This window comes from Streptomyces sp. NPDC079141 (assembly GCF_040686775.1).
GTDB lineage: Bacteria > Actinomycetota > Actinomycetes > Streptomycetales > Streptomycetaceae > Streptomyces.
This window is the reverse complement of record NZ_JBFBLP010000009.1, coordinates 164705-184725: the sequence shown is the minus strand read 5'-3', so window position 1 is coordinate 184725 and position 20021 is coordinate 164705. Positions and strand designations below refer to the sequence as shown.

At 69.9% G+C, this 20021-nt stretch carries 22 protein-coding genes; 10 read left to right on the top strand and 12 right to left on the bottom strand.

Translation table 11 applies throughout. The annotated features are described in order from the left end of the window. Nucleotides 1-51: 51 nt before the first annotated feature. Complete coding sequence (locus AB0Q90_RS24860; protein ID WP_363161571.1) at nt 52-351, bottom strand: hypothetical protein; 300 nt, start codon at nt 349-351, stop codon at nt 52-54. A gap of 33 nt (nt 352-384) precedes the next feature. Beyond that, on the bottom strand, nt 385-666 hold the full coding sequence (locus AB0Q90_RS24855) for a DUF2933 domain-containing protein (protein WP_363161570.1): 282 nt from the start codon (nt 664-666) through the stop codon (nt 385-387). On the opposite strand from AB0Q90_RS24855, the gene AB0Q90_RS24850 reads away from it, so the two are divergent. Both AB0Q90_RS24850 and AB0Q90_RS24845 read left to right on the top strand, forming a co-directional pair. Further along, on the top strand, nt 646-858 hold the full coding sequence (locus tag AB0Q90_RS24850) for a peptide deformylase (RefSeq protein WP_363161675.1): 213 nt from the start codon (nt 646-648) through the stop codon (nt 856-858). The two genes, AB0Q90_RS24855 and AB0Q90_RS24850, sit on opposite strands and share 21 nt — an antisense overlap. After that, on the top strand, nt 855-1433 hold the full coding sequence (locus tag AB0Q90_RS24845; RefSeq protein WP_363161569.1) for a peptide deformylase: 579 nt from the start codon (nt 855-857) through the stop codon (nt 1431-1433). The genes AB0Q90_RS24850 and AB0Q90_RS24845 overlap by 4 nt, the downstream gene beginning before the upstream one ends. Nucleotide 1434: 1 nt before the next feature. Here the strand turns inward: AB0Q90_RS24845 and tgmC are convergent, their stop codons facing one another. The 3 genes from tgmC to AB0Q90_RS24830 are packed head-to-tail and all read right to left on the bottom strand — an operon-like array spanning nt 1435 to nt 3883. Then, the gene (gene tgmC / locus AB0Q90_RS24840) at nt 1435-2637 is read right to left on the bottom strand and encodes an ATP-grasp peptide maturase system methyltransferase (protein ID WP_363161568.1); all 1203 of its coding nucleotides are present in this window, start codon (nt 2635-2637) and stop codon (nt 1435-1437) included. Then, complete coding sequence (gene tgmB / locus AB0Q90_RS24835; RefSeq protein WP_363161567.1) at nt 2615-3613, bottom strand: ATP-grasp ribosomal peptide maturase; 999 nt, start codon at nt 3611-3613, stop codon at nt 2615-2617. Before tgmB ends, tgmC begins: the two co-directional genes overlap by 23 nt. 3 nt (nt 3614-3616) lie before the next feature. Next, entirely contained in the window at nt 3617-3883 is a 267-nt protein-coding gene (locus tag AB0Q90_RS24830) for a putative ATP-grasp-modified RiPP (RefSeq protein WP_363161566.1), read from the bottom strand. A 156-nt stretch (nt 3884-4039) separates the two neighbouring features. Between AB0Q90_RS24830 and AB0Q90_RS24825 the strand changes: the two genes are divergently transcribed. Together AB0Q90_RS24825 and AB0Q90_RS24820 are read left to right on the top strand one after the other, a co-directional pair. Continuing rightward, complete coding sequence (locus AB0Q90_RS24825; protein WP_363161565.1) at nt 4040-5410, top strand: Tat pathway signal protein; 1371 nt, start codon at nt 4040-4042, stop codon at nt 5408-5410. Nucleotides 5411-5423: 13 nt separating this feature from the next. Beyond that, the gene (locus AB0Q90_RS24820; RefSeq protein WP_363161564.1) at nt 5424-5717 is read left to right on the top strand and encodes a DUF6087 family protein; all 294 of its coding nucleotides are present in this window, start codon (nt 5424-5426) and stop codon (nt 5715-5717) included. 90 nt (nt 5718-5807) lie between these two features. Here AB0Q90_RS24820 and AB0Q90_RS24815 read toward each other — a convergent pair whose 3' ends face one another. Continuing rightward, nucleotides 5808-6383, bottom strand: coding sequence for a DUF6262 family protein (locus AB0Q90_RS24815; protein ID WP_363161563.1), 576 nt, complete (start codon nt 6381-6383; stop codon nt 5808-5810). Nucleotides 6384-6611: 228 nt separating this feature from the next. Between AB0Q90_RS24815 and AB0Q90_RS24810 the strand changes: the two genes are divergently transcribed. From AB0Q90_RS24810 to AB0Q90_RS24790, 5 genes are all read left to right on the top strand, one after another. Beyond that, the gene (locus AB0Q90_RS24810; RefSeq protein WP_363161562.1) at nt 6612-7163 is read left to right on the top strand and encodes a YciI family protein; all 552 of its coding nucleotides are present in this window, start codon (nt 6612-6614) and stop codon (nt 7161-7163) included. Nucleotides 7164-7247: 84 nt separating this feature from the next. Beyond that, a complete protein-coding gene (locus tag AB0Q90_RS24805; RefSeq protein ID WP_363161561.1) occupies nt 7248-7952 on the top strand; it encodes a VanZ family protein in 705 nt (234 codons plus the stop codon). A 68-nt stretch (nt 7953-8020) separates the two neighbouring features. Further along, nucleotides 8021-8686, top strand: coding sequence for a response regulator transcription factor (locus tag AB0Q90_RS24800; protein WP_363161560.1), 666 nt, complete (start codon nt 8021-8023; stop codon nt 8684-8686). Then, nucleotides 8679-9758 carry a HAMP domain-containing sensor histidine kinase gene (locus AB0Q90_RS24795; protein ID WP_363161559.1) on the top strand — a complete coding sequence of 360 codons (1080 nt, stop codon included), beginning with the start codon at nt 8679-8681 and terminating at the stop codon, nt 9756-9758. The genes AB0Q90_RS24800 and AB0Q90_RS24795 overlap by 8 nt, the downstream gene beginning before the upstream one ends. Before the next feature lie 105 nt (nt 9759-9863). Next, nucleotides 9864-10832: a GNAT family N-acetyltransferase gene (locus AB0Q90_RS24790; protein ID WP_363161558.1), complete on the top strand. Its 969-nt coding sequence runs from the start codon at nt 9864-9866 to the stop codon at nt 10830-10832. 18 nt (nt 10833-10850) lie between these two features. Here the strand turns inward: AB0Q90_RS24790 and AB0Q90_RS24785 are convergent, their stop codons facing one another. Together AB0Q90_RS24785 and AB0Q90_RS24780 are read right to left on the bottom strand one after the other, a co-directional pair. Beyond that, nucleotides 10851-11738, bottom strand: a complete 888-nt coding sequence (locus AB0Q90_RS24785; protein WP_363161557.1) for a GNAT family N-acetyltransferase — start codon at nt 11736-11738, stop codon at nt 10851-10853. Between the two features lie 39 nt (nt 11739-11777). After that, on the bottom strand, nt 11778-12491 hold the full coding sequence (locus AB0Q90_RS24780; protein WP_363161556.1) for a DinB family protein: 714 nt from the start codon (nt 12489-12491) through the stop codon (nt 11778-11780). 127 nt (nt 12492-12618) lie between these two features. On the opposite strand from AB0Q90_RS24780, the gene AB0Q90_RS24775 reads away from it, so the two are divergent. Beyond that, the gene (locus tag AB0Q90_RS24775) at nt 12619-13287 is read left to right on the top strand and encodes a hypothetical protein (RefSeq protein ID WP_363161555.1); all 669 of its coding nucleotides are present in this window, start codon (nt 12619-12621) and stop codon (nt 13285-13287) included. A 174-nt stretch (nt 13288-13461) separates the two neighbouring features. Here the strand turns inward: AB0Q90_RS24775 and AB0Q90_RS24770 are convergent, their stop codons facing one another. The 4 genes from AB0Q90_RS24770 to AB0Q90_RS24755 all read right to left on the bottom strand — a co-directional run bounded on the left by AB0Q90_RS24770 (nt 13462) and on the right by AB0Q90_RS24755 (nt 19762). After that, nucleotides 13462-16668, bottom strand: a complete 3207-nt coding sequence (locus AB0Q90_RS24770) for a family 78 glycoside hydrolase catalytic domain (RefSeq protein ID WP_363161554.1) — start codon at nt 16666-16668, stop codon at nt 13462-13464. Between the two features lie 94 nt (nt 16669-16762). Next, on the bottom strand, nt 16763-18019 hold the full coding sequence (locus AB0Q90_RS24765) for an extracellular solute-binding protein (protein ID WP_363161553.1): 1257 nt from the start codon (nt 18017-18019) through the stop codon (nt 16763-16765). A gap of 31 nt (nt 18020-18050) precedes the next feature. Continuing rightward, complete coding sequence (locus AB0Q90_RS24760) at nt 18051-18872, bottom strand: carbohydrate ABC transporter permease (protein WP_363161551.1); 822 nt, start codon at nt 18870-18872, stop codon at nt 18051-18053. Continuing rightward, nucleotides 18869-19762, bottom strand: a complete 894-nt coding sequence (locus tag AB0Q90_RS24755) for a sugar ABC transporter permease (RefSeq protein WP_363161549.1) — start codon at nt 19760-19762, stop codon at nt 18869-18871. The genes AB0Q90_RS24760 and AB0Q90_RS24755 overlap by 4 nt, the downstream gene beginning before the upstream one ends. Nucleotides 19763-20021: the final 259 nt, after the last annotated feature.

The following is a 20021-nucleotide window of genomic DNA, read 5'->3' as shown; positions in this document are numbered from 1 at the left end:
GCTGCCACGCCGGCCGCTCCACTCACCACCGGCTTCCAGCAGCAGGTCGGATCACGGCTCGGCGCCTCCGCCCCTGTGGGTGCCCTGCGGCGGCGGGAATCGGGTGGGGCTCGGGCCGCGCCTGCCGTGGGCGAGGCGGCTCATCCGGGCCTGGTAATCGGCCCTCCCGATGCGGCCGCGCAGCAGTAGTCCGGTGGTCCACCGCTCGTCGGCCTCCCGCGCGGCACGGCGTCCGCGCAGCAAGGCAAGCGATGGGCAGCGGGCCCGGCGCGGGGTGATCAGCCGGACGGTGTCGTGGACGGCACCGGCCAGGATGGCCGTCCCGAGCAGCAAGGCGATCACCGCTGACATGGCAGACCCCCCTGTGCCTGGCGGATCCCTCGGTCACCTCCGCCGTTGTGACTCATCGTGCTTGGACAACGGATCGCCCGTCGGCCGGTACTCTTGGCCGCTGTCGTGGCCGCCGTGCCTGCCACCACCACCGCCGCCGTGCATGCCACGCATCATGAAGATCATCATCAGCGGGCAGGCCAGGGCGATCGCCCCGAAGAAGAGGGTGGCGACCGGCACGCCGAGGGCCAGGGCGCCGACGACGCCGATCGCGACCGCGATGGCGTACAGGCCGTAGTTGCGCGGGTTGCTGGCCTGGCGCGCCTCGTCCAGCACGAAATCGACCACCTGGAAGGGAAGCTCTACACCAACCGGATGCCCGGCGCCGAGCCGATCCCTGTGGAGGAGTACCGGCAGACCGACCTTATCTACAGCTGTCAAGCATCTGTGCAGGCAGACAGGATGTGGCGACATCAAGTACATGAGGCACGTGGCCTTTCTGGAGCTGAGCGAGGAGTACGCCAGTGACCACACCGTCCACCGCCAGCGACACCATGAGGTCGATCGGCATCGTGCAGGAAGGGACCCCCGTCCTCACCGACCCCACCCGCCCCTTCGAACTCCCACGAGAAGAGGCGGAGGCCCGGGAGATCGTGGCGGCGCTTCATGCGGCCGCCGACCGTGCGGTGACAGTGCACACCTTCAGCAAGGGGATGGGCGTAGCCGCTCCACAAATCGGGGTCGGGCGGCGTGTGGCGATCGTGCGTCCGGCCGAGGGCGATGCCATCACTCTCTTGAACCCCGTGGTGGTCGAGGAGTCGTCAGACACCGATGAGCAGTTCGAGGGTTGCCTGTCGTTCTTCGATGTCCGCGGCAAGGTTCCCCGCCCGCGCAGGCTGCGGGTGCGGCATCAGAACTTCGACGGGCAGTGTCAGACGACGATCTTCACCGATGGGCTCGCCCGGCTCGTAGCACACGAAGTCGATCACCTGGACGGGGTGCTCTATGTCGCGCGGATGGCTCCCGGCAGCAGCACGATCTCGGTGGCCGAGTACAAGGGCACGGGACAGAACTGGCGGTACAGCCCGCACTCCGGGGCATAGGTCAAAACAGCCGTGGCAGCGGCAGGCCGGGCATCTGTGGGTGCCGCAGGTGCTGTCCGCCGTCGTAGACGTGCAGGGTGAATGTCTCCGGTCCCGGCCGGTCGGCCTCGTCATAGGCGTCCAGGACGCGCTCGATGCGCTCCCACAGCCGCACGGGGCCGGCCTCGCGCACCTGCCAACCGCCGTCGTACGGGGTGAGGGTGGTGGCTGAGCCAGTCACCACGTCGACCAGGTGCACCACGTCGCCGACCGTCGTCATCTGTGCGTCCGGCACCGCGCTTTGGGCGAGGAACCGTAGGTGGAACGCTTCGTCGGTGGCGACGGTGATCCGCTGCGGGCTGTGTCGGCCCGTCCGCGGCTTCTCCGGCAGGCCGGCCGCCCAGTGGGCGGGGTTGCCAAACGTCGGCGCCGCGTGGCCACGCGCGGACATGAACGAGACTGTGCCGCCCAGCAACTGGCCCGCGGCCGTGCCATCCTCGGCGACGGTCAGCAGTACGCGGGCGTATCCGTAGAGCCAGCCGCTGAGGGTGAGCAGGATCTTCCCTCCCGGCCGGGTCTGAGCCAGCAGCGCTGGCGGCACGGAGCGGACCGAGCAGGCGGCCACGATCCGGTCGAAGTGGGCCTCGGGCCAATAGCCGTACAGCCCGTCCGCCACGGCGAGTGTGGGGGTGTAGCCGCAGCCGTACAGTGCGCTCGCAGCCGTCGCCAGTCGGTGTGGGTCGACCTCGATGCTGGTGACGTCGGCGGAGCCGAGACGCTCGCATGCGAGCGCCGTCGAGTAGCCGGTCCCCGTACCGATCTCCAGCACCGTGTGTCCCTCCTGGAGGTCGGCGTCGGCCCACATCCGCAGTACGAGCGAGGGCAGCGTGGAGGACGATGTCGGGGCTCCGCCGTGCCGTTCCGCCGGGTTCTTCCAGTCGGGTTCGTCGCCGTCGAACTGTGTGATGAGCGTGGTGTCGGAGTAAGCGGCGGCCAGCCACCGGCCGCAATCGAGCTCGGCGGTGGCCGGTTCCCATACCGTCAGGCCCTGTCCGTCGCGCTCGTCGGCGGGCAGGTAGAAACCGGGCACGAACCGGTGCCGCGGTACCTTCTCCACCGCCTGTCGCCAGGCCGGATCGGTGAGAACTCCATCTTCGGCAAGGGCCTTCGCCATGGCCTCGCGCAGGCGGGCCGCGTCGGTCTCAAGGTCGGTGGGCATGGTCATGGTCCACCGTCTCCTTCCTGGTCAGGATGTCGGCGAACGCCTCGGTGATGGCCGGTGCGTCGGGCAGCCAGCCCCATTGCCCGTTGCTGTTGCACTCAATGGCCGTCCAGGATTCGGTCACGCTTTCGGGGCCGGTGAGAGCAAAGTCGAAGCAGCCGAAGACCAGGCCGAACGATGTGAGATAGCGGTGCAGGGCCTCCTCGATCGGTGCCGGGACGACAACGGGCGTATGGATGAGATCGTCCCAGTCGCCGCGGCGCCAGTCCAAGGCGCCGTCCGGAGCCTCGATGCGGCTACCAAAGACGCGTCGGCCGACAACGGTCACCCGCACGTCACCAGTCTTGGGGATTTCTGCCTGGAACAGGTGCGGCATCACCCCGAGTGAGTCGTCGAAGGTCTCTGGGTCGACACGCTGGGCCCAGATCGCGCCCGTGTGCCCGTCCTCGCCTCGGGGCAGGCCGCGGAACGTCTTGTAGATGATGTGCTCGTGCTCGGCTGCGAACTTACGTGCCTGCTCAGGGTCGTTGGTGATCAGCGTTGGCGGGATATGGAGCCCGAGCCGGGCGAAGCTCTGCAATTGGGCGGGCTTGAAGTCGGCGCGGGTCACTGCGGCCGGGTGGTTGACGTACAGCGCGGCGTGCAGGTTGTTGAGGATGCCGCCGAGCCCGTGCCGTGCCTCAGCGGCGGCGAAGTCCTGCTGCTGGGCTGGCAGTTGCACGTACCGGGCGGCGTAGGGGGTGGGGCGGCGGTAGTAGACCGCCGCCACCTCCCCCAGCTCCACCTCCCGGCTCGCCGTACGCAGCCGCCCGCTCCATGCCGGAGTGTCCGGACCGATGTGGGCGCCGAAGGTCAGGCCGGGCCCGATGTCGCCGGGGTCGATGCGTGCGACGGGTACCTCACGCTCGTTCAGCGCGGCGATGACCGAGTCCGCGGTGACGTCTTCCAGCGCCGTGATGACCAGGACGGTGGAGGCCATCGGTCAGTCCGACTCGTAGTCGGTGGTGTTGTCGTCCTGGGTCTGCGGCTGCGGGTTCTGACCGTCACCGCCACCCGACATCGACGCGGTACCGGTGGTCTTGCTGGTGCCGTGCTTGCCCATCTCCACCGGCTGGCCGACGCTGTCGGTGTAGCGCGCGGTCTGTGTGACCGGGTCGAGCGTCACCGCCGCGTACGACGGCGGGCCGACCGGGAGCCGGTCGGTGACCAGTCGCATCGCCCACGGAGCCTCGGGTGCGAGCGTCGCCATACGTTGTCCCTTCGCCTATACGCCAGGCGGTAGCCGGTCGGCTCCCGCCTGCACAGAATCGGTGACCGCCAGGCGCCCTGACCAGTACCGTAGGCGTCGCGAACCGTGGCGAATATGCCACGCTCCGTATATGTCGGCGGGGAAGGCGAGGCAGCGATGGCCAGCAGATCCAGCAACCCGCACCTGGCGCTGTGGATCGCGGCGACCGGGCTGTCCCACGGCGAAATCGCCCGACGCATCGCCGCGACGGCCAAAGCCCAAGGTCACCGCCAGGTCGCGCCGGACGCGACCCGCGTCCGGCGCTGGATCGACGGTGAACGGCCCCGCCCGCCGGTGCCCGCCCTGCTCGCGGAAGTCCTTTCGGAAGCGGCCGGGCAACCGCTCACTCTCGGTGATCTCGGCCTGACGGCCACAGGCCCGGAGCTGGATAGCATCCAGCTCCCGCTGCTGACCGAGGCAGCCGCCCAGACCCTGGCCGGATGGACGCAGATGGATCTGTTCATGAACCGCCGCGACACCCTGAAGCTCGCCGTCGGCGTCCCGCTGATCCTCGCCGCCGAGCGGATGCTCGGCGGCACCGCCCGCGCCCTGAACCACGGCCGCAAGGGCTTCGACGCGGACACCGTCACCGCGCTGGAGGAGGTGACCGCCTTCTTCACCAAGGCCGACGCCTGCAAGGGCGGCGGCCTGTACCGCTCGGCGATCGTCGCCCAGCTCGCCGAGGCCGCCCGCCGAATCCAGGACAGCGTTCCGAAGAATCTGCGGCCGCGGGTGTTTGCGGCGACGGCCGGCTTGGCGGCGCTCGCCGGGTGGGTCAGCCATGACTGCGGCCGGTACCCGACAGCCCAGCGGTACTGGAGTTACGGCGTGTACGCGGCCGGGGAAGCCGGGCAGCGTGATCGCGGGGTGGAGATCGTCACCCGCATGTCGCACCAGATGATTTACCTCGGTCGCCCCGACGACGCTCTCGGTCTCCTCGGTGTTGCTGCGGCGAAGGCGAAGATGCCCGCGGTCAAGGCACTGGTCGCGTCGCAGACGGGGCGCGTGCACGCTGCCCTCGGCGACGAGCGCCAGGCCGAGCGGCATCTCGGCGACGCCGATGAGCTCATGGCAGACGGGCTTGGCGAGGACGTCCCCGAATGGGTCGCGTACTTCGATGCTGCCGAGCACGCCGGTGCCCGCGCGGTCTCCGCCCGGGACCTCGCTGGGCTTGGCCGTCCCCGTAAACGAGCGAGCACCCACTTCGAGAATGCGCTGAAACTCAGGAAGCCGGGGTTCGACCGCGTCCGCGTCATGGACCGCGTTGGGCTCGCCGCGGCGCTGTTCGACGAGGGCGAGGCCGAGAGGGGCGCCGCGGCGGCTCAGCAGGCGCTCGACGACGCCGCTCGGGTTGACTCCACACTGGTGGCCTCCAGGCTCAACACCCTGCTCGACGCGGCCCGCCCGTACGAGACAGCCTCCGTCGACGAGGTGCGTGTGAGGGCGAAGGATCTCGCCGCCGCCCGGCCGACCACGATCGCGGCCTGAGACCATCGAGCGCATGGGCAAGCACAGCCGTCCTGGACCGCCGAACCAGCCGTCGCGCGCTCTCCCGCGCGTCGATGCCGACGACCCGCTCGCCGCGTACACCAAGCGGCGCCGTCCCCCGATGGACCAGTACCGGCGGCACCGACCGCTGCACGGCGGTGCCGGCCACTGTCGGCCCGAGGAGCCCAGGGCCTTGGAGGAGTGGGACGGGTTCGCCTACGTCCCTGTCGGCACTGCCTCCGACCTCGCAGCAGCCACAGCCTGGGCTCACGGGCTCGACTGCCACGAATCGACCGATCAGGAGTAGGGCCTCGGTAGAGGCGCCCGGCGGCGGAGGGCACTTGGCCAACACGGCCGCCGCCGGGCTCGGGATCAGAACAGACAGGACTCGCCGGCGTCAACGGCCACTGGTACGGCTTTCGTCCCGGATCATGCGGCGGAGGCTGGTGCGGGCCGCCGCGAGGTCGTCTTCGGCTTCCTCCAGGCGCCGGGTGAGCTGAGTGTTGTCCTGCCGAACGTGCTGGAGCTGGGTGGACAGTTCGTGGTTGTGGCTGGTCAGCTCATCGATCCGGGCGACGAGGTCCTTCGTCGCCGACTGGTCGAGCTGCTGGCCGAGGCTGCGTTGAAGGGCTGCTTTCAGCTTGTCTCGTTCTTCGCGGAGGGTCCGTATCTCGGTGCGGAAGAGTTCCAGGTCGGTGCGCAGACTCGCTGTGCTCGCGGTGCCTCCGCACTGCCGGTCATGGGAGGGACGTCTCGCCTGCTGGGCACGGGCCTTGTCGATGTGCTCGCGCACCCCGTCAGCGTAGACCAGCCAGTTCGAGACGCCCGCTGTGCGGGCGACCGCGGCGAAGGTCACCGGATCTCCCTGGGCCAGCAGTTGGTCCACTACGGCGAGGACGTGCTGCCGCTTGGTCCGGCTGTCCCGGCGGCGGGACTCCGCCAGGACCTCGGCGGGCGTGCGGGACACGGTCACGCCTGTTCCCCCTGCCGTTGAATGACGGAGAGCGGCAGAAGGGTGCGCCCTCCTGCGGCCCTGAAATCAACCCCGCCGCGGCAGACGCTCGGGGCCCAGCCGCCGGCACCGGCAGTCGGCTGCTGATCGTCGGCGCGGGCGGCTCCTCGCCGGGCGCCTGACCGGTGCGCTGCCGAAGCGCGCGCAAATACGAGGCGGCACGGGGTGCTGTTGGTGAAGAGTGTCGGCATGGAGTTCTTCTGTTACCACCGTGATCGGCCCGGCTCCCTGCCTCTGCGTGACGAACTGCTGGAGGAGCACTGGTCCTACATGGACCGGTACGACAAGGAGATGATCGCCCGCGGGCCCACCCTCACCGGCGCCGACGGCATACCCACCGGCAGCGTGCACATCGTCGACCTGCCCGACATCGCCGCCGCCCGCGCGTTCGCGTTCGACGAGCCCGGCTACCAGGCCGGTGTGTACCGGGATGTGCTGCTGCGGCGGTGGCGCAACCTGCTGGGGCGCACGATGTGGGAGTTCCCGGGCGGCCGGACGGAGGGCACCCGGTATCTGGTACTCGGCCTCGGCGAGGGACCCGGCGCCGATCTCGCCGTACCGCCCGGCTGGGAGGACGAGCTCATCGCGTACGGGCCGCTGCTCTCCGACGACGGCAGCACCTGGGTGGGTACGGCGGCGCTGGTCCGGGCGCCGGATCCGGAGCGAGCGCGCGCCGTCCTGACCGCGGGGCGGTACGCGGACGTCGAGGTCCACAGGTGGCAGTTCGGCGGACGGTCGTAGCCGACGCAGCGGGGATCGCGCGTATCGCGGGCGTATCGAAAACCGCATACGGCACCGCAACGGCTCGCCGTCTGTCATGGGGGTATGAATCACGACGCATCCCCGTCAGCACCGCCCGGCCGTACGCGCAGGATCGTGCTCCTCGGACTAGTGGTCCTCGGGTTGGCTAGTGCCGTGTTCGTGGTGCGGGGGCCGTTGATGATGTCCGCTCCGCGGTGCATGGCCGGGCGGTGGCACGGCTGCTTCGACACGTTCAACGGTGTGGTGCTCATGACGTTGGTGACGCTGCCGGTGTCCGCGGTGGTGGTGTGGGCTCTGGCGCGTCGTCGGCGGGCGGCCGGCGTCGTACGGGCGTGGCGGATGTCAGTGGCCGAGGTGGGGATGGTGCACGGGACGGTGCCGTTCCTGTGGTTGACCATGATGCCGGGTGAGGGGGCCGGCATCATGCCCGCCCGGGTGAGCCTGGTGCCGCTGCGGGACCTGGTCACGATGGGGCCGCTCGGGATCGCGGGCAATCTGCTGGTCTTCGCGTCGCTGGGGTGCTTCGCCCCTGTGCGGTTCGCGGCGCTGGCGTCCGTGCCGCGGATCCTGGCGCTCGGGGCGGGCTGCTCGGTCCTGGTCGAGACCGCGCAGTACGTCCTGCGGCTGGACCGGGTGTCCTCCGTGGACGACGTACTGGTCAACGCCGCCGGTGCCGTGCTGGCCGGGCTGGCTTCGCGCCGCTGGTGGCGTACGGCGGTGAAGGCGCCGTCGGACCGGCCGAGCCCCGCGCCGGTACGGGCAGGCTGAGTCGCGGGTCCGGTGGGCACACGTCTTTGCATACGTTGGCGACATGCCGTGCTGCTTAGGCTTCACACATGCGCGTACTGATCGTGGAGGACGAGCCCTACCTGGCCGAAGCCGTGCGCGACGGTCTCCGGCTGGAGGCCATCGCCGCCGACATCGCCGGCGACGGCGACTCCGCCCTGGAGCTGCTGAGCGTCAACTCCTACGACCTCGCCGTCCTCGATCGCGACATCCCCGGCCCCTCCGGCGACGAAGTCGCGCGGCACATCGTCGCCTCCGGCAGCGGCATCCCGATCCTCATGCTCACCGCCGCCGACCGGATCGACGACAAGGCGTCCGGGTTCGAGCTCGGTGCCGACGACTACCTCACCAAGCCGTTCGAGCTGCGGGAGCTGGTCCTGCGGCTGCGGGCGCTCGACCGCAGGCGCGCGTACGCCCGGCCCCCGGTCCGCGAGCTCGCGGGCGTGCGCCTTGACCCGTTCCGCCGGGAGGTCTTCCGCGACGGACGCTATGTCGCGCTCACCCGCAAACAGTTCGCCGTCCTCGAAGTCCTCGTCGCCGCCGAGGGCGGTGTCGTCAGCACCGAGGAGCTGCTGGAGCGGGCCTGGGACGAGAACGCCGACCCCTTCACCAACGCCGTCCGCATCACCGTCTCCGCACTGCGCAAACGGCTTGGCGAACCGTGGATCATCGCCACGGTGCCGGGTGTCGGCTACCGCATCGACGCTCATGCGTAGACGCCCAGGGCTCAGCGCCCGACTGAAACTCACCCTCAGCTACGCCGGGTTCCTCGCCGTCGCCGGCGCTCTCCTGCTGGCCGTGGTGTGGGGGTTCCTGCTGCGCTACGTTCCCGACAACTCCCAGGGCCTGCTCGGGATCTCGCCCAACCGCTACCTCCTGGTGCGCACCTTCGCCCCCGCCGCGGCCGCGGCGATGGCCTTCCTCCTCGTGTTCGGCCTCGTCGGGGGATGGATCCTCGCCGGGCGGATGCTCGCACCCCTCACCCAGATCGCAGCCGCCGCACGGACGGCCGGGAACGGATCGCTGTCGCACCGGATCCGTATGAAAGGCCGCCAGGACGAGTTCCGTGAACTGGCAGACGCGTTCGACACCATGCTCGAACAACTCGAATCCCACGTCGCCGAGCAGCAGAGGTTCGCCGCGAACGCCTCCCACGAACTGCGCACCCCGCTGGCCATCTCCCAGACCCTGCTCGACGTCGCCCGCAGGGATCCCACACGGGACCGCGACGAACTCCTCGAACGCCTGCAGACTGTCAACACGCGCGCGATCGACCTCACCGAGGCCCTCCTGCTGCTCAGCCGCAGCGACCGCGGGAACTTCACCCGCGAGAGCGTCGACCTGTCCCTCGTCGCCGAAGAGGCCGCCGAGACCCTGTTCCCCCTCGCCGAACAGCGCGGGATCACGCTCGACGTCAGCGGCGGACCGACAACGACCGGCGGCTCCGCGGAACTTCTGCTGCGGATGGTGACGAACCTCGTCCAGAACGCCATCGTCCACAACCTCCCCGCCGGCGGCACCGTGACGGTCCACACCGAGGCGCAGGGCGGCGCGAGCGTGGTCCGGGTCGAGAACACGGGTCATCCGCTCCCGCCGGAACTGGTGCCGACCCTCACCGAACCCTTCCAGCGCGGAACGGAACGCGTACGCACCGACGAGCACGCCGGGGTCGGCCTCGGCCTCGCCATCGTGCACAGCATCGTCCGCGCCCACCACGGCACCCTCGACCTCGTCCCCCGCCCCGCCGGCGGTCTCCTCGCCACGATTCGGCTTCCCACCGCGCCGTAGGGCGAAGTCCCTCCCGTCGATGTCCGCGGTCAACGGCGTCATCCAGTCATCGCCACCACTAAATCGGCTCGACGGCTTTGCGGGGCCCTGACACAGTGGCGCACCATGACGAACCTTGAGCTGGTGACCGCCGCGGACATGGAGCTCATGCAGGGTCTGGCGCAGCGGGTCACCGCCACTCGCCCGGACCTGGTGAACAGTGACGCGTCGTTCGGCGAGCTGGCCTGGAACTGGGGCAAGGGGCACGCCGGCGAGGGCGCGAGCTGGCGGCGCCAACTGTGGTTCTCCGGCGGGAGTCTGGTGGCATGGGGCTGGGCCCAGCTTCCGCGAACGGTACGGCGCAGTGACGGGTCGGTGAAGGACGTCACCGGTGCCTATCTGGCGTATCAGGTCCATCCCGGCCACGCAGGGCTGATCGACGAGGTGATCGACTGGTACGACGCCACGGCCGCGGGCCTTGAGCGTACGGTGGTGCCGAGCGCGGCGGACGGGTTCGCCCTGCAGCGATGGTCGGCGCACGGCTATGAGACCGACCCGGACTCGCTCGGCGACGCCGGTTCCTGGACTCAGCTCAACGAGCGGGACCTCACCGACGTAGAACAGCCGGTGCTGCCGGACGGATTCCGGTTCCGCACCGCCGACGAGGCCGGGCCGGAGGCCGCGGTGCAGGCCCATCTGGATGCCTGGGCGTCCTCGGCGTACACGGCCGAGGGCTACCGGGGCGTCCGGCAGACGGCTGCCTACCGCGGTGACCTGCACATCCTGGTGGAGGCGCCGGACGGGACGATGGCATCCTCGACGATCATGTGGCTCGACGAGGCGAACAGGACCGTGGAGTTCGAGCCGGTCGGGACCCATCCGGACTACCGGCGTCGAGGGCTGGCGAGCGCGATGCTGCTGCACGGAATGCATCGGGCGCGGGCGGCCGGGGCCGCTCATGCGACGGTCGCCTGCCTGGGCGCGCCGGGGCATCCCGCGGCGCGCGGGCTGTACTACGGCGTCGGGTTCCGGAAGTTCACGCGGGACGCGCCGCTCATCAAGACCAGGACTGGACGTTCGCTTCCGGTCGGCTGACAGGACGCGGAGCAGCTTCTAACCGCCTGCCGGTGCGCCGTAGGAGAACTTGTACCCGGTGAAGTCGGCGACGCGGACGTATCCGATGCGCTGGTAGAGGGCGTTGCTTGTGGGGTTCGTCGGGTCCGCGAACAGGACGACGTCCGTCGCGCCCGCGGCCAGCGCGGCCCGGCTCACCTCGACCGTCACGGCGCCCGCATAGCCGCGCCCCCGCAAGTCGGCCGGGGTGTAGACGGGGTCCACCCGGACCATGCCGCCGACGATCGAGGTTACGGCCGCCATGGAGAGGGGGGTGCCGTCCGAGGCCTCCCAGAACGTGAAGTGTCTGTCGCCGAAGCGCGAGTGGGCCCAGGAGCCGGAGTCGATCAAGTCGATGGAGGGCTGTTCCCCGACGTCGACACAGAACTCACGGCACCAGCGCACGACTTGCTCACGGTCCTGCTCCCCCGCCCCGCGGCCCCGGCCCTCCGGGCACGGCCGCGGTGGGGTGAGTGTGCCGAGTCGGTAGAGATGAGTCCGCCAGAACCGTACCGGCGCCGCGCCCGTATGCCGCTGCCACGCCTCGGCGAACGCGGTGGCGGTGTCGTGGTCCGCGATGACGTTGGAGGGGGACTCGCCGAGGCCGGCCAGGCACGCGGCGAGGGTGTCGGCCTGCTCGGCAGAGAGGGGGGTGAGGCCCAGGCGGCCGCGCGGAGTGCGATAGAAGACGGCGCGGACCTCGCCTCCGGATTCCAGCCGACCGAAGAGTGTGGCTTCGGCACCGTGCGCGCCCGCCCCGCCTGTGCGCAGTTTCTCGATGTCCGTGAGCGGCGTGTTGTGCAGGGCCGGTCGGGAGCGCAGGAAGTCTCCGGCTCGGGCCAGGAAGTCCTCGACGTCTTCGGTGAGTTGCCAGTCATCCGGGAGCATGCTTCATGATCCCGGATGGGTTCGGCCGAGAGATAGGGCTTAGGCGGCGGTGTGTGCCCGCCACAAATCCCGGAGCAGCGCGATCTCGGCCATGTGGTGGATGAATTCGAGGTTGGCCCCCGCCAGCACATTGACGAACGGGTACTCGGCGTCGTTGCTGTACGGGTACTGCGAGAAGCCGACCGTGTCGAGCTGTTCCTCGGTGACGGTGCCGACGCTCTCGCGCCAGCGGTCGATCAGAGGCCAGAAGCGTTCCAGCGCCAGGGCCGCGGAGGGCGTGAAGTCGACCAGCTGCTTCGGTTCCCGGCGCCGTTCGCCGAAGGTCCACTCCCATCCGCCCGCGAAGTGGAAGTGCAGGTGCGCCAGGCGCCACGCGATGGTCGTGATCGGCGACTGGTCGGGCTGCGGCTCCCCGGTGTGGGCGAGGACCTCCTCGACCCGTTCGACGCTCACGCTCCAGTCGTCGGCGATCTTGGCGAGGGACATGCCGTCCGCGGCCTGCCGGGCCACCTCGGCGTACTCGCTCGCCGGGATGTCCGGGGCGCCCAGGTCCAGCACCCACTCCCCCGGCCCGAACGCCCTGGGCGTGGTGGCCTCGCCCCTGCGCCTGATCGACCAGCTGCCGGGGGCGGGCTCCCACAGGTACTCCTCGTCACCGAGGCCGGCAAGCCGCACCTGGGCCATCTCCCTGGCCTGGTCGAACTGCTCCAGCAGCAAGCCCAAACGGTCGGTCCGCGTGCCCTCGAACTCCATGCCCGTTCCCCTCGCGGTGGCGTGTCGTACCTGACTGCGCTCAGCGGAAGGTAACGGCTCGCCTCGCAGGAGCGCGACCGATTTCCGCTGCCTGGGAGGCCGTGCCCCGATACGCAAGACTGAGCCCGTGACCCTTCCCAACCCGCTGGCCACCGCCGAAGAGATACACGCCCACCTTGTCGACCGGTTCAACCTCGCGCTCCGCCGGCCCGGAATGTTCGGGGGCGAGCTTGCGCTTCGGATCCTGGTCGATCACCTGCTGTTCGTTGAACGGCAACCCGAGGCGCTCGCTCAACAGCAGCGGGACTGGGAGGACCGCGGGATCTGGACTCCCATCGGCGTGAGCGGCGCCTTCCGAGACTTGTTCCCGGGGCAGAGCTACGAGTACGGCATGGCGTCGGTGTACGCGGAGTTCGCGCGGCAACGCGGTTGGCTCAAGCCGGACTTGGTTCTTTCGGAGGAGGCGTACGACGCTCTCAAGGGCCGCGTCCGGCAGTGGGCCGGAGAAGACCGCACGTGGGCGGACGTGACGGCGGAGTTCGGTGCCCCCTCTGTGCTGTTCGGAGGAAACAATCCCCTGTACGGGAAGACGCTCGGCTATCTCGGTGAGGATCCGATGCAGCCGATGGTGGTCTTCCACCTGTGGAACGGCAGCGCACCGGGGGACGAATCGTGGCCGCCCGAGCACGAGCAACCGCTTCTTCTCGCGGTGCGCTTCGGCGCAGGTCCGTTCCGTCGGTCCTTCACCTTCACGCCGGAGGGCGAGCGAAGGAAATCATGCGCAGGCCTCGCTTGACGGTCTGCATGGGCGGCCCGGCGAGCACCGGAAGCGCGGCGCGTGCGCGGAGAGCCAGGCGCGAGTCGCTCGGCTGTCCGCCGGGGCGGCCAAAAGGGCCTTCAACCCCGGCGAACGCGACCACCTGATACGCCAGGCCGCCCGGCTCAACACCCGCCGGAGCCGCTGAGGACGCTACGACGCCGCACGCACGCCCCGCGCGGTGAACACGTACGTCCCCGACGCGACCCGGTACACGGCCCGGCCGCCCTCGCTGCGCCGGAACTCCGCACCCTCGCCGGCCGTGAGCGGCGTTCCGTCCCCGCTCGGCACCCGCACCTCGGCCGTGGTGTTCGGCGGCACCTGGACCTTGAGGCGGAAGGTGCCGTTCCTGAGGGTCCACTCCGAAGTGACCTCGCCCTGCGGTGTGCGGTAGCCGCCTTCCACGTGGGTGAGGTCGCCGACCACCCGCGGGTCGATGACCAGCTCGCGGTAGCCGGCGGAGCCGCGCGCCTGCCGGATGCCCGCCAGGCCGCTGTGGAACCACTCCTCGATCTGCAACAGGATCATGTGGTTCTTGGAGTTGCCCATCCCCCACTCCTCGGGAAGGGTCGTCAGCCCTTGGGGGTTGGCGGTGGTCGGCGCCATGAAGAAGCCGTAACCGGGACGGGTGTCCTCCCGGAGCGCGTTCCACAGCACGTCGTCGCGGCCGCCGTCCATCAGGGCCCGGACGATGGGCGCGAGGCCGATCGTTCCGCCGCTGAAGTGCGGGCCGCCGCCGAACGGCTGGTATCCGTTGACCAGTTCGACGAGCGCGTCGAGGACCCGCCCACGCTCGCCCTCGGGTACCAGCCCCTCGTCGAGCGCAAGCGCCTGCGCGGCCTGCGTCGCTCCGGCGGTGCCCTGGTCGCCCTGGCTGGTGTAGCGGCCGAGGGTGCGGTTGTAGAAGGCGTCGTTGAAGGCCTGCTTGATGTTGGAGGCGAGGTTGCGGTACTCGCTCGCGTCGCCGTCGCGTCCGATCAGCTTGGCCATCCTTGCCATGCGGTCGGCGATCTGGTGGTACGCCCAGGTGCCGGTGATGCGGCCGGAGGTGTTCTCGGCGGCGATCCAGTCGGCCAGGGCGGCGTCGACGAGGTAGGCGTTGGCGCCGGTCCCTGCCTTCCGGGTCCTGATGTAGTTCAGGAACGCCTGCATCTGCGGGTAGTAGCGGGCCATCGTCTGGGTGTCGCCGTAGGTCTCGTACAGCAGCCACGGCGTGAGGATGATGCCGTCGCCCCAGTTGATCTCGTCGCCGAAGCGGCCGGTGTAACCCCAGTCGTACACGGGGGCCTTGAGCGCGACGTTGCCGATGTTGTCGCCTGAACGGGACTGCCCCTCCGCGAGGTGGCGTTGCATCGTGCGCAGGTAGGCGGCGTAGCCGAAGGTGCGGTGCAGTGATCCGAAGGGCTGCAGGTAGTCCGCGGGGTACGCCAGCTTCTCGCGTCCGGGGCAGTCGGTGAATGTGGACATGGTGTTGCTCATGATCGAGTAGCGCGCCATGCGGTGGATGCGGTTGATCCGGTCGTCGGAGGTGCGCACGTCGCCCGCCGCCGGGACGTCCGCGTGCAGTTGGAGGCCGGTGAGGGTGTCCTCGGTGGGGGTGTAGTCCGAGGGCAGGCCGGTCACCTGGACCCATTGCATGCCGAAGTAGTGGAACTGCGGGTGCCAGCTCTCGCCGTCCGGGTCGCCGTACGTGGTGTAGGTGGCGAAGAGGTCGGTGCCGCGGGCCGCGCCACCGCCCATGAGGGACCCCTGGTGGACCGTGCCGTCGGCGTTCAGGGACTCGGCGGGCCGCATCCTGATCGTGGTGCCCGCGGGCACGGTGCCGTCGAGCCGGAGCAGGGGCCAGCCGGCGAAGTTCTGGCCGAAGTCGAAGACCCAGACGCCCGGTTGGGGCTGTGTCACGCCGACCGGCCGGAGCTTGTCGGCGACCTTCACCGGTTCGGCCGCACGCCATACGAGCTCGGTGGTCAGATTGGGGGGCGGGGCGATGCCGGCGCGCACCCAGCCGACGGGTGTGCCGTCGCGGCGCTTCGCGCTCTCGCCGAGGTCGGCTCCGGGGGCGGTCCAGGCGGGCTGTTCGCGGCGGGCGTCGTAGTCGGAGCCGGAGTACCAGTTGGCGAGGGTGGTCGGGCCGAGCGCGGCCTTCCACGAGCGGTCGCTGACGACGGTCCGTGTCGTGCCGTCGGCCTGGGTCAGCTCCAGGCGGGCGATCAGGCGGGGGGTGACCGCGGCCCCGGCACTCGGGTCGGTGCCGGCGAGCGGGTTGCCGGAGCCGGTGACGGTCGCGCCGGCGGTGTGTGCCGCTCGGAGGGCGGGTTCGAAGGTGATGCCGGTTCCGTCGGCGCCTGGGGTGCCGATGGCGGTGATGGTGCGGGACTCCAGCCGCTCGCCGCCGTCACCGGTGTCGATGTTGAGGGTGCCTCCGAGGTGGTAGCCGGTCACGCTGCTCACCTTGACGTCGGTGGCGCCGGCCGCCGCTGCCGCGACCAGCGTGCCGCTTCCCTTGAACTGGCTCTGCCACCAGCTGTACGGCGCGGTGCGGCCGGTCGCCGGGTTGGTGACGGAGCGCGTGACCAGTGCGGTGCCGTGGCCGAGTTCGACGCCCAGGGTGTTGGCGCCCGGGCGGACGAGCCGGGTCACGTCGTGGACGCGGTACTCCGTGGACAGCTGGTAGTTGGAGTTGCCGGGTGCGAGCACCTCGTCGGTGACCGGGCTGCCGTTGAGCCGGACGTGGTGCAGGCCGACGCCCGACACATACAGCCGTGCCTTGGTGACCCTCGCGCCGTGCCGGCCGTCGACCTCGAAGGCGCGCGCGAGGATCGGCAGGGGCTGGTCGAGAGTGCGGCCGGGGTACTCGATCCACCGGGCCTCACCCCAGTCGGAGCGCTTGAGCAGACCCGTTTCCCAGGTCGCCGGCCGGCTCCACGCCGTCACCTCACCGTCGGTGCTCCAGGCTTGGACCTCCCAGACGACCTGCTGGCGGGAGCCCAGCGGCGGGCCGCCCCAGGGGATGTCGTTCTGGTCGCCGGAGCGGACCTTGCCGGAGTCCCACAGGTACCGGCCCTCGCGCAGCTGCCGCTCATCGCGCGCGGCGCGGATCCGGTACGCGGCCTGGGTCCAGCCGGCGCCCGCGCCCTCCGTCCGCCAGCCGAGTCGCGGAGCCGTGTCGTCGATACCGAGGGGCCCGTCCGTGCGGGCGTCGACCGACAGGCCGGTGACGGTCGCCCCGCCGGAGTCGTCCGCCGCTGCTGCGCCGGCGGGCAGGACGGGGGCGAGCGGCAGGGCCAGGCCCGCGCCTGACACCACGATGCTTCCGACGACCTGTCTGCGGCTCAGGACACCGCGCTGATTCATGGACATGCAGAACTCCCTGGAACGGATACGTGGGGATTGATACGTTTCAAACAGGCTCCGTGGCTGATTGCCACGGAGGGGCGGGTGGTCGGGGGCCCGGTCAGGAACCGGCCGCGTAGTCGGCGTCCATCGCCTTGAGCAGCTCGTCGGGGGTGGACTGTCCGCTGAAGATCTCCTGGAGGCCGCTGAGCATGGTCTGCTGCACCTTGGCGTTGGGCCAGAGCTGGTCCATGAACGGCACCGTGCGGTCCGACGTGATGAACGTCGAGAGTTCGGTGAGCGACGGGTCGACCGCGTAGCCCGTGTCGGGGAGGGAGGGCAGGCCGCCCTGCTTCTTGGCGAACAGGTTCATGCCCTCGGGCGACATCACGAAGTTCACGAACTTCAGGGCCAGTTCCTCGTTCTTCGCCTTGGCGTTGACGCCGTAGCCGGCGCCCGCCGCGGCCGGGATGAGAGTCTCGGACGGGTCGTCGGTGGCCGGCAGCGCCTTGAGGGTGAACGTGCCCTCGGGGTTCTTCTGCTTCAGGAGGGCGATCACCCAGTTGCCCTGGATGATCCCGAGGGTCTTCCCGGTGGCCGCGAGCTGCTGGCTGGCCTCGTAGTTGGTGCCCAGCGGGTTCTTCTGGAAGCAGCCGGTGCGCTCCATCGTCAGGTACTTGTCGAGCGCCGTGACCCAGGCCGAGTCCGCGAACGTGGCCCGGCCGTCCTGCATCTTCTGGTCGAAGTCGCGGTCCGGGCCGTAAACGGTCGTGGCGACCTGGGCGTACAGCACGAGCTGGGTCACCCAGTTGTCCTGGTTGCCCAGCGCGAAGGCGGGCGTCCCCTTGGCCTTGGCCGACCGGCAGAAGGTCAGCAGCTCCGTCCAGGTGTCCGGCGCGGTGAGTCCGGCCTCGGCCATGGCCTGTTGGTTGTAGACCGCGCCGATGCCGTTCTGCCCGAAGATCGCGTTGTAGGTCTTTCCCTCGTACTGGGCCACGCTGAGAATCGCGTCGGGCATCTTCGCCGCCCACGCCTGGTCCGAGAGGTCGCGCAGATAGCCGGGCCCGGCCAGGACATGAGTGGCGGCGGGGTTGCCGTTGCCGGGCCACACCGACATCACGTCGGGTGCGGTGCCGGAGGACAGCTGGGTGCGGATCTGCTGCTGGTACTGGTCGGCGCCGCTGGTGGTGTAGCGGACCTTGACGCCCGGGTTGGCCTTCTCGAACGCTTTGACGACGTCCTCGATGGAGCCCTGGTCGACCGAGGCGAGCGTCAGGGTCTTCGAACTCCCGCCGTCGGAGCCCGCCTTGGTGCCGCCGCTGCACGCGGCCAGCAGGAGCAGGGCGGCCGTCGTGGCGGCGATGGTGCGTGTCTTCATGATGTCTCCCTCACGGAGAAGAAGCCGGGGGTCATCCCTTCAGCCCGCCCGCGAAGCCGCTGATGATGCTGCGCTGGAGCAGGAAGTAGACGATCAGGACGGGCAGGATGCTGATCACCAGTGCGGCGAAGATCAGATTCCAGTCGGTGACGTACTGACCGACGAAGCCGGCGATCGCGACCGGCATGGTCTGTTGCGCGCTGCCGCTGAGGTACAGCAGCGGAGTGAAGAAGTCGTTCCAGACGGCGACCGCGTTGAGCACCAGGGCTGTCACGGTGATCGGTCTGAGCATGGGCAGGACGACGTAGCGGAAGCCCTGCAGGGGGGTGCAGCCGTCGATCAGGGCAGCGTCCTCGAAGTCGCGGGGCAGCGCGCGCAGGAAGCCGACGTAGAGGAAGACGGTGAACGGCACTTGCAGGCCGGAGTAGAAGACGACCAGGGCCCAGGGGGTGCCGAGCAGGCCGAGGTCGCGCATCGTCTGGTACAGCGGGAGCGAGGCCAGCTGGAAGGGCAGGACCAGACCGAGGAGGACGAGCAGGTACGTCGCCCTGGACCAGCGGGCCGTGATGCGGGCCAGTGGATAGGCCGCGAGGGAGGAGACGGCCAGCACGACGACGACGCTGCACACCGTCACCAGCACGCTGTTGGCCAACGCCCCGCCGAGCGAGCCCTGTTGCCAGGCGTGGGTGAAGTTCTCCAGCGTCGGCGAGGTGGTCGGCCGGATGGGCGAGGAGGTGTCCGAGGCCGGGCGTACGGCGAGGTTGACCAGGACGTACACCGGGAAGCCGACGAACAGGGCGACGGCGATCATCGCCAGTTCGAGGGCGAGGGTGCGGGGGCGGTAGCGGTTCACGACGCGGCCCTCTCGTTGCGGGTCAGCATCAGGTACTGGCCGGTGGAGGCGACCGCGACGATGATCGTGAGGATCACCGCGAGGGCGATGCTGTAGCCGAACTCGCCCAGCGTGAAGGCGTCCTTGTAGATCAGGGTCGAGATGGTGTCGGTGGCGTGCCCGGGTCCGCCGCCCGTCAACGCGTAGACCTGGTCGAAGAGTTTGATGCCGCCGATGATCGACAGCATCAGGTTGATGGTGAACGCAGGCGCCAGCAGCGGACGGGTCACCGACCAGAAGCGCCGCACGGGGCCGGCACCGTCGATCGCCGCGGCCTCATGGATCTCCTTGGGCACGGACTGCAGGCCGGCCAGGAAGATGACCATGGAATAGCCCGCGAACTGCCACACGACGACGCCGACCACAGACCAGAGGGCGAGGTCGGGATCCCCCAGCCAGTCCTGCTCCCGGCCGTCCAGCCCCACGGCGCCCAGCAGGCTGTTGACGGCTCCGTCGGGGCCGAGCAGATTGCGCCACAGGTAGGCGGTGACGATCGGGGTGATCACGGCCGGGGCGAAGAGGAACACCCTGAGCAGGTTGCGGGACTTGATGGCCGTGTTGACCCCGAGGGCCAGTACCAGCCCCACCGCGTTCTGCACGACCGTGACCGACACCGCGATCAGCAGGGTGTGCCAGACCGCCTGTTTCGCGTCGGCGTCGCGGAGCATGTCGGCGAAATTGCCCAGCCCCACGAACGAGAAGTGAGGATCGAGGCCGTCCCAGTCGGTGAAGGCGTAGTACACCCCGCGCCCGCTCGGCACCAGGACGACGAAGGCGAACAGCAGCAGCGCCGGTGCCATGAACCACCACGGCGGCGCGGTGCGCGCTCGGCGAGCGGGGACGACCTTCACGGGCGGACCTACTTCCTTGAAACGATTCAACCATTCGCCGGTCGCCGAGTCGCCGGTTCCTGCTTCTCGGAGGGTGGCCCGATGCCGGGCAGGTAGTGGGTAACGTTTCCCAAAGGGTGGTGCCAGACCTTAGAGAGGCTCCTGCGTGACGTCAAGATGCCGTGCACGCTGCGCGATTGTTACGGCCGTCCCGCGCGGTCGGCATGATCCCGGCACCCGCTCATCGGCCGGTTGAGCCGTACACTCTGCGGCAACGTTT